This is a genomic window from Fertoeibacter niger (genome assembly GCF_009380135.2).
Taxonomy (GTDB): Bacteria; Pseudomonadota; Alphaproteobacteria; order Rhodobacterales; family Rhodobacteraceae; genus Fertoeibacter; species Fertoeibacter niger.
The window spans coordinates 114,340-127,302 of sequence record NZ_WHUT02000011.1 but is presented as its reverse complement, the minus strand read 5'-3'; the positions used below and the strand labels follow the sequence as shown (position 1 = coordinate 127,302).

Below are 12,963 nucleotides of genomic sequence, written 5' to 3'. Positions count from 1 at the left end.
GTCCTCAAGACGGTCCGGAAACAGCGTCACCTGATCCCGGTCTACCCCTTCAATGAAACCTGACATAAATGCACTCCTGTATCGCAGGAAGCATACCATATCTGGAGGTTTTCACACAGCCTCGGCCGAGGGCGCACAGCTCGCGATTTGGGACTACTACGACCACGAATGCTTCAAGCCCTTCATCGACGAGCTTCGCAAGCCTGAGAACGCCCGGATGCTGAACTGGGCGCGGCCCCTGCCGAGGCGAGCATTGGCGAGTTCCATCTCGGAGGACAGTCGGCCAAACCCGCGCGTGCCCGCCTCGCCGATGCCTTCCAGTTCGCCGCGGACCTGACGGCCGCCTTCGGCGACCAGTCGGACACTGACCCTTTTCTCAGCCATGGCCGCCTCCGATCTGTTCGTTCAGCTTGCGCACCATTACCGCCTCGATCTCGGGCAGCAGATCGGCGGCGATGAGGGCGTCGATCCCGAGGGCCTGCGCCATTGCCAATGCCGCGCCCATGTCCCAGCCGAGCACCGCGCCGGGGATCACGCGCAGTTGCCCGCCAAGGCGGCCGACCAGATCCCAGACCTGCCAGCCCTGTTCCGTTTGTGGCCGGTTCAATCTTGCGGGGCAGTCGGGGCAGCGCCCTTGGCAGGCCGCGCAGTAGCGATCGCCCCCGCCGAAGGACCATTCGGCAAGGGCGCGGAGACGTTTTTTTCCGCGTCCAGGATCAGACCCTTGGCGACGTATTTCGTCTGAAACGCCTCGAAGACCGGCCAGATTTCCAGAAGGGCATCGATGCCTTCGGGCGAAACCGGCACAGCATGGCCCGCGTCATCGCCGACCCCCTCCCAATCCAGCACGGCGCGACGGGCGACGGCCTTGGCCATGGCGAGCGCCAGTTCTTCCTGCGTGGCGGTGTTCGGCAGGGCTTCGATGGCAGGATCGGCACGGGCCGAAACCATCAAGGCAGTCGTCAGCGGGGCCACGTTGAGGCGCAGGCCGGGGGCGAGGGTCAGCCACGAAGGGGATGCGGTCAGGTTCAGTCTGATCATGGTCAATAGCTCACAACGGTGTTGACGAGGACGGCGGTGCACATGCGGGCGGGGCTGACGGCCTTGGCGGCCTGCCAGTCGAAGGTGGCCTGGATACCCTGCGGGCCCGGGATTTCGATGCGGGGGCGCGGCAGGTAGACGGCATGGGCGGTGAAGGTGAAGCTGGCATTGGCCCCGAGGCTCCAGGCAAAGACCAACTCGCAAGGCGTGCCGTCGATGGCCTGCGTGATCAGCGTGCTGTCAGCGAAACGCACCTCGACCCGACCGGTCAGGGCGGCCATGCCGGGGTCGGCCCCCTCGATGCGGCCGTCCGAGCGGATGGTCTCGATCCGGTCGAGGCCGTTGGAATAGGTCACCTCGGCGGAAATGACATTGCCGAGCGGCGAGCCGTTGCGCGTGATCGCCCCGTTGAAATGCCCGAACCGCTGCAGCGCCAGCGAGGTGGGCGTGCCAGCGGCCGTGGTTGCCGCGACGCTTTCGCCTTGCGCCACCAGCCGCGCCGTCGCGGTCAGCAGGCCAGAGCGTGCCATCTGCCACTACAACTGATCGCAGACGCAGCCGGTGTACATCGCGTAGCGCGGCACCTCGGGCATGGCCGTCTCGATGGCCAGGCTCGGCAGCGTCCAGTTGCCGGACTGGAAGGTGTGGGTCTTGGGCGTGGTGCCAGAAGTGACCGGCGCGCCGAAGGCCGCTTTCAGCCACAGGCCAAGGTTCTCGACGTCGATCGGCACCACGACATCGCCATCGGCGGTGACCGCGTCCTTGATCGGAGCCAGCGGATCGCGCCCCTGGCCCAGCAGTTCCGACGCGATCAGTGGCTGTTCGGAGCCGAGCGTGGTGCTGGCAAACGGCACCGTCCGGTAGCCCGTCGCGGGCGCGGTGCCATAAACGGATTCGAACGCAAGCGCCATCTGCGCCCGCGCCCCATGGGCTCGTGCCATTGTAGTCTCCTTTCGTTATTCGGGGTCAGGCCAGCGGATCGGTCGTGGAGTGAGGCGGATCAAACAAAGGTCCGGGGGACCTTTGTCCCGCCGAACGCAGGATGGGACCTGCTGTCGGTATCAGCCAAGCGGATCGATCAAGGTGTAATGCAACACTACCGGGATCACCGATGCCTTCAGGCTGGCGGCGCCATCGACGGCCAGATCGACCGGGCGCGGTGCTTCCGCCTCGACCCAGTCGCAGAGCCCGCCCAGCGTGCGGTCGGCGGCAATCGTCGCGCCGATGCTGGCGCAAAGCGTGTCGAAGGCGGCATCACGGGCCGATCCCTGCACGACCACCTCGATCTCTGCCCGGTGCTGGTAGTGGTAACGCAGGGGCGACAGCGTCACTTCCGGCTCCCCCGGCTCGCCATCGCGCAGGATCAGGAGGCCAGCGGCAGGCACGCGTTCGGGCAACACGTCACCGCGCAGGACGACGGCGGGCAACGCCGAAAGCCGCGCATGCAGCGCGGCGAGGATGGTTTCGCGACGGGTGGGCATGGGTTTATTCAGTACCGAATGAAGCGAGGTTTGGAGAAGTTCACAAGACCCTTAGCCGACTATCCCCTCATCCTCGTCAGTTTCTTGAAGGATGTTGACTTCGGCCCTTTCTCGCGCGGACGCCAGAGCGACGAGTTTCTCCCCGAACTCATTACTCCGGACGATCTCATCAGTTTTCCCCTCATTGGACGAATAATCTTCCATGGAAGGTAACATTGCACGCACATCAGCTAGAGCGGAAAAGAAAAGTTCCAAATCTTGAATTTCGTCTTTCTTGAGCCACCGCTTTCTTGCATCTCCGCGGTTTCGGACCCAGCCAATTTCAAAGTCTAGACGTCGTAGTGCACCGACAAAACGGCTGTCCAAGAAATGCATAAGCTGGTTTTCAAGCATTCTCATATTTCGAACAGTTCTAACCCTCACTCGAGCTGAAAGATCATGTTGCCGCAGCGCCCATTCAATCAATCTTACGGAAATCCAGATGCCCGCGAGTTCTGCGGAAGCATTGCCCCAAAAATCATCCACCCGACCCGCCGGCCGCCATTCCGCCGGAAAAAAGAGATAACCAAAAATTGAAATTGCCGCCAATACGCCTACGAAATCTACAATCCACATATATCTGCGATAACGCATCGAGTCCCCCCTGAACCTCTCTTCCGAAGGGAGAGTCGGGTATATCATTGGATTAGGCAAGACCCTTCACCCAGTTCGCCACGATCAGCCCCGGAACACCGTCTGCCGCCCGTTCGGCATCCCGCGCCAGATCCAGCCGCTTCGGCAGCTTGACCTGCGGCACCAGTAGGAAGATCGGCGCGGTGACGACGCCCCTGCCGGTTTTCGACCGTGATGCCACGGCCCGGCCCTTGGTGTTCAGCCGTCCTTCAGCCACCAGCAGGCTTGGGCCTCGGCGGCGATAGATGAACCGCAAACGTAGACCGGTGCGGCGTTCCCATTCGCCGGGGGTGATCCGGCCGCCGCGCTTGGATTTGCCCGCCGCTGGCGTGGGGATCGCGAGCCAGAACCCGTTCTTCGAGCGGATCAGCGGGCCGGTATCATGCGCGCCGATGATCACCGGCGCGTTCGACCAGACCAGCGCTGCCGCGTTCAGGCTTTCGCCTGACTTGGGGAAGTTGGCAGAGCGGATTGAGTTGGCGAGGCGTGTGCCCAGCCCCGCGCCGGTTATCTGGGTTCGCCAGGCGGATTTCAGGCTGGTGCCAGCCTCACGCATGGCCGCGGTGACAGCGCGTTCCCCCGCTGCGACCTCGGCCGCCATCAGGGCGACGATGTCGGGATCGATGGCAAGTTTCAGTTTCATTGCCATCACGCCGGACGCAGATCGACAGTCCACGGACATGTTTTTCCAAGGCCTTCTGCATCGCGGCCGGTTCGACCCCCAGTTCCGCCGCCATCAAGGCCGACGACCGCGCGGGCCAGTTCACCCATGTGTCCCGCACCTCGCGCGCGAGGCGAAAAACCAGCGACAGCGCGCGCGCCCGCTCGATCAATTCCCCCTTCAGCTTCTGCAGCCGGATCCGACGTTCCTGCGCCTTCAGCACTTCGTTGGCGGTTTTCGCCTGCAGATAGGTCGTGCCGCCGCCAACCGCCGGGACCGCCAGCCCCTGTTCGCGGAGCGTGTCGCCCACAGCAGCAACGGCCGCCTCGGGGACCGGCTTCATCTTTGGTTCGGGCGGCTTCCGGGTCTTCGACGGATCGGTGGTTTCCGCCCGCCGCACGTCGCTGGCCCCGGCATCGATGCTGCCATCGGCGAACAGAACCAGCCGTTCGGCCGTCTTGGCCTTCTGGATCGCGCCCCGCGACAGCCCGACATGCGCGGCGTACTGCCGCTCGCTCATGCCCTGCATTGGCGTCTCCGATTATCATTCAAGATCATGCGCTTATCTCGTTGATAAGCATCGCGGACAGAGCGAACGTCCCTTCAGAAGGACGATTCAACTCACCAAGGAGCCACCAAGATGACTCGCCGCGCAACCGACAACACGAAAGCCCTCTACGCCTTCCTCGCCGCCAAGTTCGAGATCGACACGATGCTGGCACGCCTCGCCGCCCTCAGCGCCGACCACTTCGAGACCAGCCCTGACGCGATCCATTGGGGGCACGTTGGCACCCTGAACCACTACCGCGCCAAGCTGCGCGAGATCACCGACAGCGCCTTCAAGGAAGGCGAACACGCCGAATAGTTCGACCCAACCATCGCGCCAGCCCCGCCCTGAGGGGCTTGGCCTCGTAGAAGGGACGCGATGGTCGCGGCCCGAATACGGAGACGACCCGATGACACTCCTTCAAACCCAACCCTGCCTCGTACTGGTCGACCGCAGCGGTGAGCTTGGCTGGCTTGGCCAGTTCCCTGACTTTGTCACCGGCCAAACCGCCATGGCACACTGGCTGAAAGCGCCGGATCGCGACCCCGAGGACGCGGCCTTCATCCTCCCGATCCTCGGCTTCGGCCGCACCGCGTTGGAGGGCTGAACGATGACCCGGCTTTCCGATGCCCAAGCCCTGATCCTGAGCGCCGCCACCCAGCGGCTCGAGCGCATCGCCCTGCCACTGCCCCAGAGCCTGCGCGGCGGTGCCGCCGCCAAGGTGGTCGGCGCGATGATCGCCAAGGGCTACCTCGAAGAAGTCGACGCCGATTTGCGCAAGGGCGAACCCATGTGGCGCGAAACCGGCGATGGCCACGGCACAACGCTGGTCGCCACCGACGCGGGCCTCGCCGCCATGGGCATCGAGCCTGAGGACGCGAACACCGCGCCCGTGGGCGCGACGGACGCGCCGACCGACGAATCCGCGCCCGTCACCGCCAGCGAACCAGACGCCGCGCCCAAGGCGCGCACGCCGCGCGAGGGCACGAAGCAAGCCACGCTGATCGCCATGCTGCGCGCGTCCGACGGTGCGACCATCGAGGAGATCATGGTCGCCCTCGATTGGGCGGCTCACACGATCAGGGGCGCGATGGCCGGGGCGCTGAAGAAGAAACTCGGGCTCGAAGTCAGCTCGGAGAAGGTCGAGGGACGCGGACGGGTGTATAGACTGGTCAACTAATCACCTTTATTCGCTGCACCCTTTGGCTATGCTGCTTTGCGGAGGACCACATGGATTACGTGAACCCGCAAAGCAGTACAGTTATCTTCGGCTTCGACTCAGCGTGGACCGATGCGGTGAAAGCGCCGGGAGCAATCTGTGCCATAGCGTTCGATGAGCGTGGCCAAGTCGAGTTTCATGAGCCTTGTCTGGTCTCATTTGCAGATGCGCGTGCGTTCATCGGATCGCTCCGTCAAAGTTATTCTGTGAGCCTCGTCGCACTTGATCAACCAACGGTCGTGCCCAATTCCACAGGAAGTCGCCCTGTTGACAAAGTTGCCGGGTCGTTGGTCTCATTTGTCGGCGGAGGCGTTCAGCCTGCCAACCGTAGCAAGATCGGCATGTTCTGTGACAACTCGCCCGTTTGGTCTTTCCTTTCGGATCTCAATGCGACGCAAGATCCTATCGAGGCGCGCACGGCACCTGCCGGACATTTTCTGATCGAAGTGTTTCCGGCGCTTGCTCTCCCAGCGTTCGAGGACGCTTTTTCTCAGCGATTACGAGCGCCAAAGTACAACCCGCAAAACCGGAAGAAATTCCGTCTGGAAGACTGGCGGTCCGTAACGCATGTAATCCAAACTACCGCACTGGGTTTCGGCGTGACTGGCCTCGTGAACTGGTCCGACCGCATGCATGCGCTCTCATTGCCTCGGAAGGCTGATCAGGACAAGCTGGACGCAGCCCTCTGCGCTCTGATCGGTCTGGCGTGGCGGGCCGGGCCGGTCTCCTGTTCAGCCATGCTCGGTGACTTGACCGGTGGCTACATGGTTACGCCCATATCTGAATTCACGCGGCCCAGACTGGAGCGAGCAGCAATTGAGCGCGGTGTGCCAATCGCCTAGGACCGCAATCTCCAGCCTCTAACCCGGATTGCCTCGAAAAGCCGCCGGAGCACATAGGACCGCGCGATGCTCACCACGGTGAAGACCGCGCCCATCTTCAGGTTCTGCGCCAGTGTCGTCTGGAGTCCAAAGATCGGGAAGATCAAGATCTGGGTAGCGACTGCGACTCCGTAGCCAACGATCACGTTGGCCACGGCTTCGACCAACGACATCAGGCCGGACTGCTTCATGTCGCCACCTCATACATCGGCCAGCAGTTCAGCCGCGAGAGTTCGCAGCGCATGCGCCGCAACCAGCGGGACCACGCCGTTGCCACAGAGCCGAAGCCGGTCCACCCGGTGGGCCAGCCCATCAGCGCTTCGACGAACAGCGGGTTCAAGGTCCGGCGCACATCGGAGGTATCGCTCCCAACCATCGGCGTCACCAGGACCTGGCGGCCAAGCAGGCCGTAGCCTGCATGCCCAACGCGAGGCCTGCGAATCCTACATCGCCAGCCAGCGGTCGGAAGGCTGGGTGCTGGTTCGCGACCAGTATGACGATGGCGGCATATCCGGTGGCACACTGGAACGCCCCGGCCTGAAGCGGCTGCTGGCCGATATCGAGGATGGGCTGGTCGATGTGGTGGTGGTCTACAAGATCGACCGCCTGTCCCGCTCGCTGATGGATTTCTCCAAACTGGTCGAGGTGTTCGACCGCAATGGCGTTACCTTCGTTTCCGTCACCCAGTCGTTCAAAACCACCACCTCAATGGGGCGGTTGACGCTGAATATCCTGCTGTCTTTCGCCCAGTTCGAACGGGAGGTGACGGCTGAGCGGATCCGGGACAAGGTCCGCGCCAGCCGGATGAAGGGCATGTGGATGGGTGGCTGCCCGCCCCTCGGATACGAGGTGAAAGACCGGAAACTGGTCGAAAACCCTGCCGATGCTGCGCATGTGCGCTGGGTCTTTGCCCGCTTCATCGAGATCGGATCGGGCACGTTGCTGGCGCGCGAACTGGCCGAACGGGGCGTCACCACCAGCCGCGGGCATCGGATTGACAAGAAGTTCATCTACCGGATGCTCAACAACCGGGTCTACATCGGCGAGGCGGTCCACAAAGGAACCAGCTACCCCGGTGAGCATGCGGCGATCATCGCCCGTGAACTTTGGGATGCGGCCCATGCCATCCTGACCGAGAGCCCGCGCAAGCGCGCAGCCCGGACCCGCGCCGACACCCCCGCGCTGCTTAAGGGATTGCTCTACGGTCCAGATGGGGCTGCCTTCTCGCTAACCCACACCCGCAAAGGCGGGCGACTTTAGGCAGCCGTGCCTCGCGCCATGTTCCCGCAGGAACGCGCGCAGTGTCAGTGTCCGATGTGCAGATGCCTCCTTCTCGACGGAAATGCCGATCCGGATGGGCCGGTGCCCATCGCGGACGAACGAGGCAAATCCCTCGCCCAGCCCGCCCGGACCGGCAAACAGATCGACAATGCCGAAAGTGGCAGGCAAATCAGGCTCCTGACGAATTGCATTCTCAGGGTGTATACCAGGTTCACGATCGAGCGCCAGGAGCCATGTGACGGACAACGTCGACCAGCAGACCCGTTCCCGGATGATGGCCGGGATCAGAGGCAAGGACACGCGGCCTGAAATGGCCCTCCGCCGCGCTATGCATGCCCGAGGATTCCGCTACCGTCTGCACGCGACGGGTCTTCCCGGACGCCCGGATCTGGTTCTCCCGAAGTACGGGGCGGTCGTGTTCGTGCATGGTTGCTTCTGGCACCGCCATCCAGCCTGCCGCTATACCTCCATCCCTTCGACCCGCCCGGAATTCTGGCAGACGAAGTTCGAAGCAAACGTTGTGCGTGACAATGCCGCGCGAGGCGCTCTGCTCATAGCAGGATGGCGAGTGGCGACGGTCTGGGAATGTGCGGCCAGGAAGCCGCAACAGGTTGAAGTCGCAGCCAATCTTCTCGATGCTTGGCTTCGCAGCGGCGCTGCCGAGATCGAGATCGGCGAAACGGAACTGGTCGCAGAGCGGGCTGAAGGATGAGCGGGCTCGGGTAGCCTGAGAGTTCGACCTGCGTCGCATCAGCCCCGGACGCGACCCCAATCCAAGTCGGATTGACGTCGCAATAATTGCCTTGATAAACAGATGTTTGATACCTGTTCACCAAAACTGCGCAGGCAACAGGTCTGGAGAATATCGGCCCGGAGAGAACGCTTTCCGGCCTTATGGGGACTGTGCCGGTTAACAGCCCCACCCGCATAACCCCCGAAAACAACGGGAAAACCCGGTCGCAGCCGGATCGGGAGAACGCTTTCGGAGGGGCAAGTGGCGGAGGCGGTGGGATTCGAACCCACGGTGGGGTTCCCCCCACGCTCAGTTAGCAACCGAGTGCTTTCGGCCTCTCAGCCACGCCTCCGACGGATATCGTTTAGCGGCCTGCAGCGGGGGGGGCAAGAGGAAAGAGAAATGGGCAGAGGGTTCGTAGCCGCTGAAAGGCGCATGCCACGGGAGGAGAAGTTGGTACAGCGGTTGCCTTTTGGTCTGTGTCGGGCCGCAACTCTTGCGAACACGGCGGGATGGCATCATGGCGCACCCCGGTCGGGCCCACCGCAAGTGGCTCTAGCGCGGCCAAGGGTGGGCCGGGCTGGCATGGATGGCCTTTGGTTGGCAAAAGCCAACTTCCACGCCCTTGGGACGGGGTGGCATGGTGTAGCCTGCCCGAAGGCTGCTGACCTTTCGCCTTTGGCTTCATCCTGCCCGACTGCGGCAGGCACAGGAGATGCACGGGCCGACCTTGGCAGGGGGCAGCCCTTGGCAGGGGCCCCGCCCACGGCACAAGGTGCCGCGGACATCTTCAACAAGACTTGGGCAAAGCCTCGCGAGATGCCGCAAACCAGCCCGTAACGGACGATTTCTGCTGATTGTCTGTCTGGCGCGGATAGTCTTGCCTCCTCCGCAAACCACAAAATTGTTGTGAATTGTGGTCTGCGCAACGTGGAACTTGCGCGGGCCACCGCTCTGCGGCATCACGCTAGGCGAGCCCAGCCACGGACATGCCGATGAACCGCATCTGCCATATCGAGATCGACGACCGCGGCCTTTCCGCCCCAACGCCGGAAATCGAGCAGGAGCGCAAGGTTGCCATCTTTGACCTGCTGGAGGACAACAGCTTTGCCCTGCCGCTGAAAGACCGGGAGGTGCCGCCCGGCCCTTACCGGCTGGCCCTGGCGATCCGTGAGGGGCGGCTGGTGTTTGCCATCACCACCGAGCAGGTGGAAAAGGTGGGCGAGTTTCACCTGTCGCTTGGTCCGTTCCGGCAGGTGGTCAAGGATTACTTCCAGATCTGCCACAGCTATTTCGAGGCGGTAAAGCGCCTGCCCCCCAGCCAGATCGAGGCCATCGACATGGCGCGGCGCGGCATCCACAACGAGGGCGCGCGCGTGTTGCAGGAACGGCTGGAGGGCAAGGCCGAGGTGGATATCGACACCGCGCGCCGCCTGTTCACCCTGATCTGCGTTCTGCACTGGGGCTGAGGGTGGCGGAAAAACTCCCCGCGTCCGTGCTGTTTTGCTGCGACCATAACGCGGTGCGCTCGCCCATGGCCGAAGGGCTGATGAAGCAGATGTATGGGCAGGCGGCCTATGTGCAGTCGGCGGGCGTGAAGAACGACATGGAGGTTGACGGCTTTTCGGTAGCCGTCTGCAAGGAACTGGGCATCGAACTGAGCCGCCACCGTTCCCGAAGTTTCGAGGAGATGCAGGAATGGGGCGATGACCTGTCGGGGTTCGACCTGATCATAGCCCTGTCTCCCGCCAGTCAGCGCATGGCGCTGGAACTGACGCGCTATTATCATCTGGAGGTGGAGTATTGGCCGATCCTCGACCCCACCGGGCTGGGCGAGGGGCGCGAGGCGAAACTGTCGGCCTACCGGCAGGCGCGCGACCAGATCAGGGACCGCATGCTGGCGCGGTTCGGGGCGCCGGTGCAGGCGGGGAACTGACGGCAGCCCGTGTTGCCATTTTTCTTGGGCAAAGACTGCACCCATTTCGCAGGAATGTCGCGCCCGCCTCAGCCGGCGCGCTGCGCCAGAATCTGTGGCAACGCCTGCTCGATCCAGCCTGTCAGGGCCGCGACCTGTTCGGCTGCCTGCTGCCCCAGCGGTGTCAGGCTGTAATCGACATGCGGCGGCACCACGTTATGCGCCACCCGCAGCACCAGCCCGTCGCCTTCCAGAAGGTCCAGCGTCTGGGCCAGCATCCGCTCGCTGACCCCGCCGATCCGGCGGCGCAGCGCGCTGAAACGGTGCGTCCCCGCCAGCAGCGCCAGCAACACCAGGGTGCCCCAGCGGCTTGTCACATGCTGCAACACCTGCCGCGAGGGGCAATCCGCCGCCATCACATCCGGCGGGCGCCGGTCTACAATCCGCTGTGCGATTTCCGAAAGGCTCATCTGCGCCTCTGCTGTATACTAACATTTTTGTAGGTTCTTCCTTTTCGTAAGTAAAGGCGCAATTCTGCGCCACACCCAACGAAGGAGCCTGCCATGACCATCGCCATCACCGGAGCAACCGGCCAACTCGGCCGCCTTGCCATTGCTGCCCTGAAAACCCGCAGCCCCCAGTCCAACCTGATCGGCCTTGTCCGCGACCCGGCCAAGGGGGCCGATCTGGGCGTGCCGCTGCGGGCGTTCGACTATCATCAGGCCGCAGGCCAAACTGCCGCGCTGGAAGGCGTGACTGTTCTGGTGCTGATTTCCTCGAATGATTTCAATGACCGCACCGGGCAGCATGCCAATGTCATAGCGGCAGCTAAGGCGGCGGGCGTGGGGCGGATCGTCTATACCTCGATCCTGAAGGGCGATGCCTCGCCGATGATCCTCGCGCAGGATCACATCGCCACCGAAGTCGCGCTGAAAGCATCGGGCGTGCCGTTCACCATCCTGCGCAATGGCTGGTATACCGAGAATTATCTGGGCGCACTGGCCGGGGCCGTGGCGCATGGCAGCCTGATCGGCAGCGGCGGCGAGGGTTGTGTTTCGGCAGCAACCCGCGCGGACTATGCCGAGGCGATTGCAGTTGTCGCGGCAGAGCCGGGGCATGAGGGCAAGATCTATGAACTTGGGGGCGATACCGCCTTTACCCCCGCCGAGCTGGCGGCAGAGGTTTCGCGCCAGGCGGGCAAGCCGGTTGGCTATGTCAACCTGCCGCAGGCGGATTATGCTGCCGCGCTGGAAGGTTTCGGCCTGCCCGCGGCCTTTGCCGCGACACTGGCCGACAGCGACGCTCACGCCGCCAAAGGCGCATTGTTCGATGACAGCCGCACCCTGTCGCGTCTGATCGGGCGGCCGACCACGCCGCTGGCCACCGCTGTGGCTGCCGCACTTTAGGCAAAACGCGGGCCGTCCGTCTGGCAAGGATTGGCGGCCCGCCGGTTTCCGTGGCAGAACAGGGCCGCAATACCCTGTCCTGACGGAGAATCCCATGACCCGCGCCGCGATCGAAGCCTATTACGCCGCCTTCAACGCCGGTGACGCCTCAGGCATGCTGGCCTGTGTCAGCGACGACATCGAACACCGCGTCAACGAGGGTGGCATCCGCCGGGGCCGCGCGCTGTTCGCCGATTTCTGCGCACATATGGGCGTATCCTATGCCGAGCAGTTGCGCGACATGGTGATTTTCGTGAACGAGGACGGCACGCGCGGCGCGGCCGAATTCGTGGTGCATGGCAGCTATCTGCAAACCGACCCCGGTCTGCCCGAGGCGAAAGGCCAGACCTACATCCTGCCCGCCGGGGCGTTCTTTGACCTGCGCGATGGCAAGATCGCCCGCGTCACCACATTCTACAATCTGGCCGACTGGCTGCGGCAGGTATCATGACCGTCACGCTGCGCAGCCTGCGCGGGGATGATCTGGAATCCGCGCTGGATGATCTGGCCCGGCTGCGCATTACCGTGTTCCGCGACTGGCCCTATCTTTACGAAGGCACGGTGGAGTATGAGCGCGGCTATCTGCGCTGGTATCGCGACAGCCCGGGCGCGCTGCTGGTGGGGGCCTTTGACGGCGAGGCGCTGGTGGGGGCCGCCACCGGCACCCCGATGGAGGATCACACCAATGATTTCGCGCAGGCCTTTGCCGCGACCGGCATTCCGCTGACCGACATCTTCTATTGCGCCGAATCCGTGCTGCTGCCGGGGTATCGCGGGCAGGGCATCGGCCACCGCTTTTTCGACCTGCGCGAGGATCACGCCCGAGACCTGGGCCGCCGTTTCATCGCCTTCTGCTCGGTGCTGCGCCCCGACGACCACCCGCTGCGTCCCATTGCTGCCCGCAGCAACGAGGCATTCTGGCGGGGCAGGGGCTATCAGCCGATGGAGGGCGTGGTGGCCGAATTCCGCTGGACGGACGTGGGCGAGACGTGGGACTCGGCGAAACGGTTGCAGTTCTGGGGGCGGTGGATTTAACCGCCTGCGCCTTCGTGGCACAAGACTGCCACAAGCATCGTCAACATCTGGA

Annotated in this window: 20 protein-coding genes, 1 tRNA gene and 3 pseudogenes; 11 read left to right on the top strand and 13 right to left on the bottom strand. The window is 63.6% G+C overall.

Annotation, left to right across the window (positions count from 1 at the left end; genetic code table 11):
* Positions 1 to 156: 156 nt before the first annotated feature.
* From GEU84_RS17080 to GEU84_RS17045, 8 genes and pseudogenes are all read right to left on the bottom strand, one after another.
* On the bottom strand, positions 157 to 384 hold the full coding sequence (locus GEU84_RS17080) for a hypothetical protein (RefSeq protein WP_152828276.1): 228 nt from the start codon (positions 382 to 384) through the stop codon (positions 157 to 159).
* On the bottom strand, positions 377 to 607 hold the full coding sequence (locus tag GEU84_RS17075) for a DUF7697 family protein (protein ID WP_152828275.1): 231 nt from the start codon (positions 605 to 607) through the stop codon (positions 377 to 379). Before GEU84_RS17075 ends, GEU84_RS17080 begins: the two co-directional genes overlap by 8 nt.
* On the bottom strand, positions 604 to 1,041 hold the full coding sequence (locus GEU84_RS17070; RefSeq protein WP_152828274.1) for a hypothetical protein: 438 nt from the start codon (positions 1,039 to 1,041) through the stop codon (positions 604 to 606). The genes GEU84_RS17075 and GEU84_RS17070 overlap by 4 nt, the downstream gene beginning before the upstream one ends.
* A gap of 2 nt (positions 1,042 to 1,043) precedes the next feature.
* A pseudogene (locus GEU84_RS17065) lies at positions 1,044 to 1,982 on the bottom strand (phage tail tube protein).
* A gap of 120 nt (positions 1,983 to 2,102) precedes the next feature.
* The gene (locus GEU84_RS17060; RefSeq protein ID WP_152828273.1) at positions 2,103 to 2,522 is read right to left on the bottom strand and encodes an acyl-CoA transferase; all 420 of its coding nucleotides are present in this window, start codon (positions 2,520 to 2,522) and stop codon (positions 2,103 to 2,105) included.
* Positions 2,523 to 2,573: 51 nt separating this feature from the next.
* Positions 2,574 to 3,155, bottom strand: coding sequence for a hypothetical protein (locus tag GEU84_RS17055; RefSeq protein WP_152828272.1), 582 nt, complete (start codon positions 3,153 to 3,155; stop codon positions 2,574 to 2,576).
* Between the two features lie 52 nt (positions 3,156 to 3,207).
* Entirely contained in the window at positions 3,208 to 3,837 is a 630-nt protein-coding gene (locus GEU84_RS17050) for a DUF6441 family protein (RefSeq protein ID WP_152828271.1), read from the bottom strand.
* On the bottom strand, positions 3,743 to 4,384 hold the full coding sequence (locus GEU84_RS17045; RefSeq protein ID WP_241427743.1) for a hypothetical protein: 642 nt from the start codon (positions 4,382 to 4,384) through the stop codon (positions 3,743 to 3,745). The genes GEU84_RS17050 and GEU84_RS17045 overlap by 95 nt, the downstream gene beginning before the upstream one ends.
* Positions 4,385 to 4,495: 111 nt before the next feature.
* On the opposite strand from GEU84_RS17045, the gene GEU84_RS17040 reads away from it, so the two are divergent.
* The 4 genes from GEU84_RS17040 to GEU84_RS17025 all read left to right on the top strand — a co-directional run bounded on the left by GEU84_RS17040 (position 4,496) and on the right by GEU84_RS17025 (position 6,463).
* Positions 4,496 to 4,720 (top strand): hypothetical protein, encoded by a 225-nt coding sequence (locus GEU84_RS17040; RefSeq protein ID WP_152828270.1) that lies wholly within the window; start codon positions 4,496 to 4,498, stop codon positions 4,718 to 4,720.
* A 91-nt stretch (positions 4,721 to 4,811) separates the two neighbouring features.
* Positions 4,812 to 5,009 (top strand): hypothetical protein, encoded by a 198-nt coding sequence (locus tag GEU84_RS17035; RefSeq protein WP_152828269.1) that lies wholly within the window; start codon positions 4,812 to 4,814, stop codon positions 5,007 to 5,009.
* A gap of 3 nt (positions 5,010 to 5,012) precedes the next feature.
* Positions 5,013 to 5,582 (top strand): DUF3489 domain-containing protein, encoded by a 570-nt coding sequence (locus GEU84_RS17030; protein ID WP_152828268.1) that lies wholly within the window; start codon positions 5,013 to 5,015, stop codon positions 5,580 to 5,582.
* A 50-nt stretch (positions 5,583 to 5,632) separates the two neighbouring features.
* Positions 5,633 to 6,463: a DUF429 domain-containing protein gene (locus GEU84_RS17025; protein WP_152828267.1), complete on the top strand. Its 831-nt coding sequence runs from the start codon at positions 5,633 to 5,635 to the stop codon at positions 6,461 to 6,463.
* On the opposite strand, the gene GEU84_RS17020 is transcribed toward GEU84_RS17025, so the two are convergent.
* Positions 6,460 to 6,693 carry a DUF7220 family protein gene (locus tag GEU84_RS17020; protein WP_152828266.1) on the bottom strand — a complete coding sequence of 78 codons (234 nt, stop codon included), beginning with the start codon at positions 6,691 to 6,693 and terminating at the stop codon, positions 6,460 to 6,462. The genes GEU84_RS17025 and GEU84_RS17020 overlap by 4 nt on opposite strands.
* Positions 6,690 to 6,878, bottom strand: a complete 189-nt coding sequence (locus GEU84_RS17015; protein WP_174539931.1) for a hypothetical protein — start codon at positions 6,876 to 6,878, stop codon at positions 6,690 to 6,692. The genes GEU84_RS17020 and GEU84_RS17015 overlap by 4 nt, the downstream gene beginning before the upstream one ends.
* 23 nt (positions 6,879 to 6,901) lie before the next feature.
* On the opposite strand from GEU84_RS17015, the pseudogene GEU84_RS17010 reads away from it, so the two are divergent.
* Positions 6,902 to 7,759: pseudogene (locus GEU84_RS17010) on the top strand (recombinase family protein); the annotation flags it as partial.
* On the opposite strand, the pseudogene GEU84_RS21175 reads toward GEU84_RS17010, so the two are convergent.
* A pseudogene (locus GEU84_RS21175) lies at positions 7,760 to 7,987 on the bottom strand (DNA (cytosine-5-)-methyltransferase); the annotation flags it as partial.
* 31 nt (positions 7,988 to 8,018) lie between these two features.
* On the opposite strand from GEU84_RS21175, the gene GEU84_RS17005 reads away from it, so the two are divergent.
* Positions 8,019 to 8,495 carry a DNA mismatch endonuclease Vsr gene (locus GEU84_RS17005; RefSeq protein WP_174539943.1) on the top strand — a complete coding sequence of 159 codons (477 nt, stop codon included), beginning with the start codon at positions 8,019 to 8,021 and terminating at the stop codon, positions 8,493 to 8,495.
* A 283-nt stretch (positions 8,496 to 8,778) separates the two neighbouring features.
* Here GEU84_RS17005 and GEU84_RS17000 read toward each other — a convergent pair.
* Positions 8,779 to 8,868: transfer RNA gene (locus GEU84_RS17000), tRNA-Ser, on the bottom strand.
* A gap of 643 nt (positions 8,869 to 9,511) precedes the next feature.
* Here GEU84_RS17000 and GEU84_RS16995 point away from each other — a divergent pair.
* Together GEU84_RS16995 and GEU84_RS16990 are read left to right on the top strand one after the other, a co-directional pair.
* Positions 9,512 to 9,985, top strand: a complete 474-nt coding sequence (locus GEU84_RS16995; protein ID WP_152828286.1) for a UPF0262 family protein — start codon at positions 9,512 to 9,514, stop codon at positions 9,983 to 9,985.
* A gap of 65 nt (positions 9,986 to 10,050) precedes the next feature.
* A complete protein-coding gene (locus tag GEU84_RS16990; protein WP_420899287.1) occupies positions 10,051 to 10,452 on the top strand; it encodes an arsenate-mycothiol transferase ArsC in 402 nt (133 codons plus the stop codon).
* A gap of 68 nt (positions 10,453 to 10,520) precedes the next feature.
* On the opposite strand, the gene GEU84_RS16985 is transcribed toward GEU84_RS16990, so the two are convergent.
* Complete coding sequence (locus tag GEU84_RS16985; RefSeq protein WP_152828263.1) at positions 10,521 to 10,901, bottom strand: winged helix-turn-helix transcriptional regulator; 381 nt, start codon at positions 10,899 to 10,901, stop codon at positions 10,521 to 10,523.
* Positions 10,902 to 10,994: 93 nt separating this feature from the next.
* On the opposite strand from GEU84_RS16985, the gene GEU84_RS16980 reads away from it, so the two are divergent.
* The 3 genes from GEU84_RS16980 to GEU84_RS16970 all read left to right on the top strand — a co-directional run bounded on the left by GEU84_RS16980 (position 10,995) and on the right by GEU84_RS16970 (position 12,911).
* On the top strand, positions 10,995 to 11,837 hold the full coding sequence (locus GEU84_RS16980) for an SDR family oxidoreductase (protein WP_152828262.1): 843 nt from the start codon (positions 10,995 to 10,997) through the stop codon (positions 11,835 to 11,837).
* Between the two features lie 94 nt (positions 11,838 to 11,931).
* Entirely contained in the window at positions 11,932 to 12,327 is a 396-nt protein-coding gene (locus GEU84_RS16975; protein WP_152828261.1) for a ketosteroid isomerase-related protein, read from the top strand.
* Positions 12,324 to 12,911 carry a GNAT family N-acetyltransferase gene (locus GEU84_RS16970; protein WP_152828260.1) on the top strand — a complete coding sequence of 196 codons (588 nt, stop codon included), beginning with the start codon at positions 12,324 to 12,326 and terminating at the stop codon, positions 12,909 to 12,911. The genes GEU84_RS16975 and GEU84_RS16970 overlap by 4 nt, the downstream gene beginning before the upstream one ends.
* Positions 12,912 to 12,963: the final 52 nt, after the last annotated feature.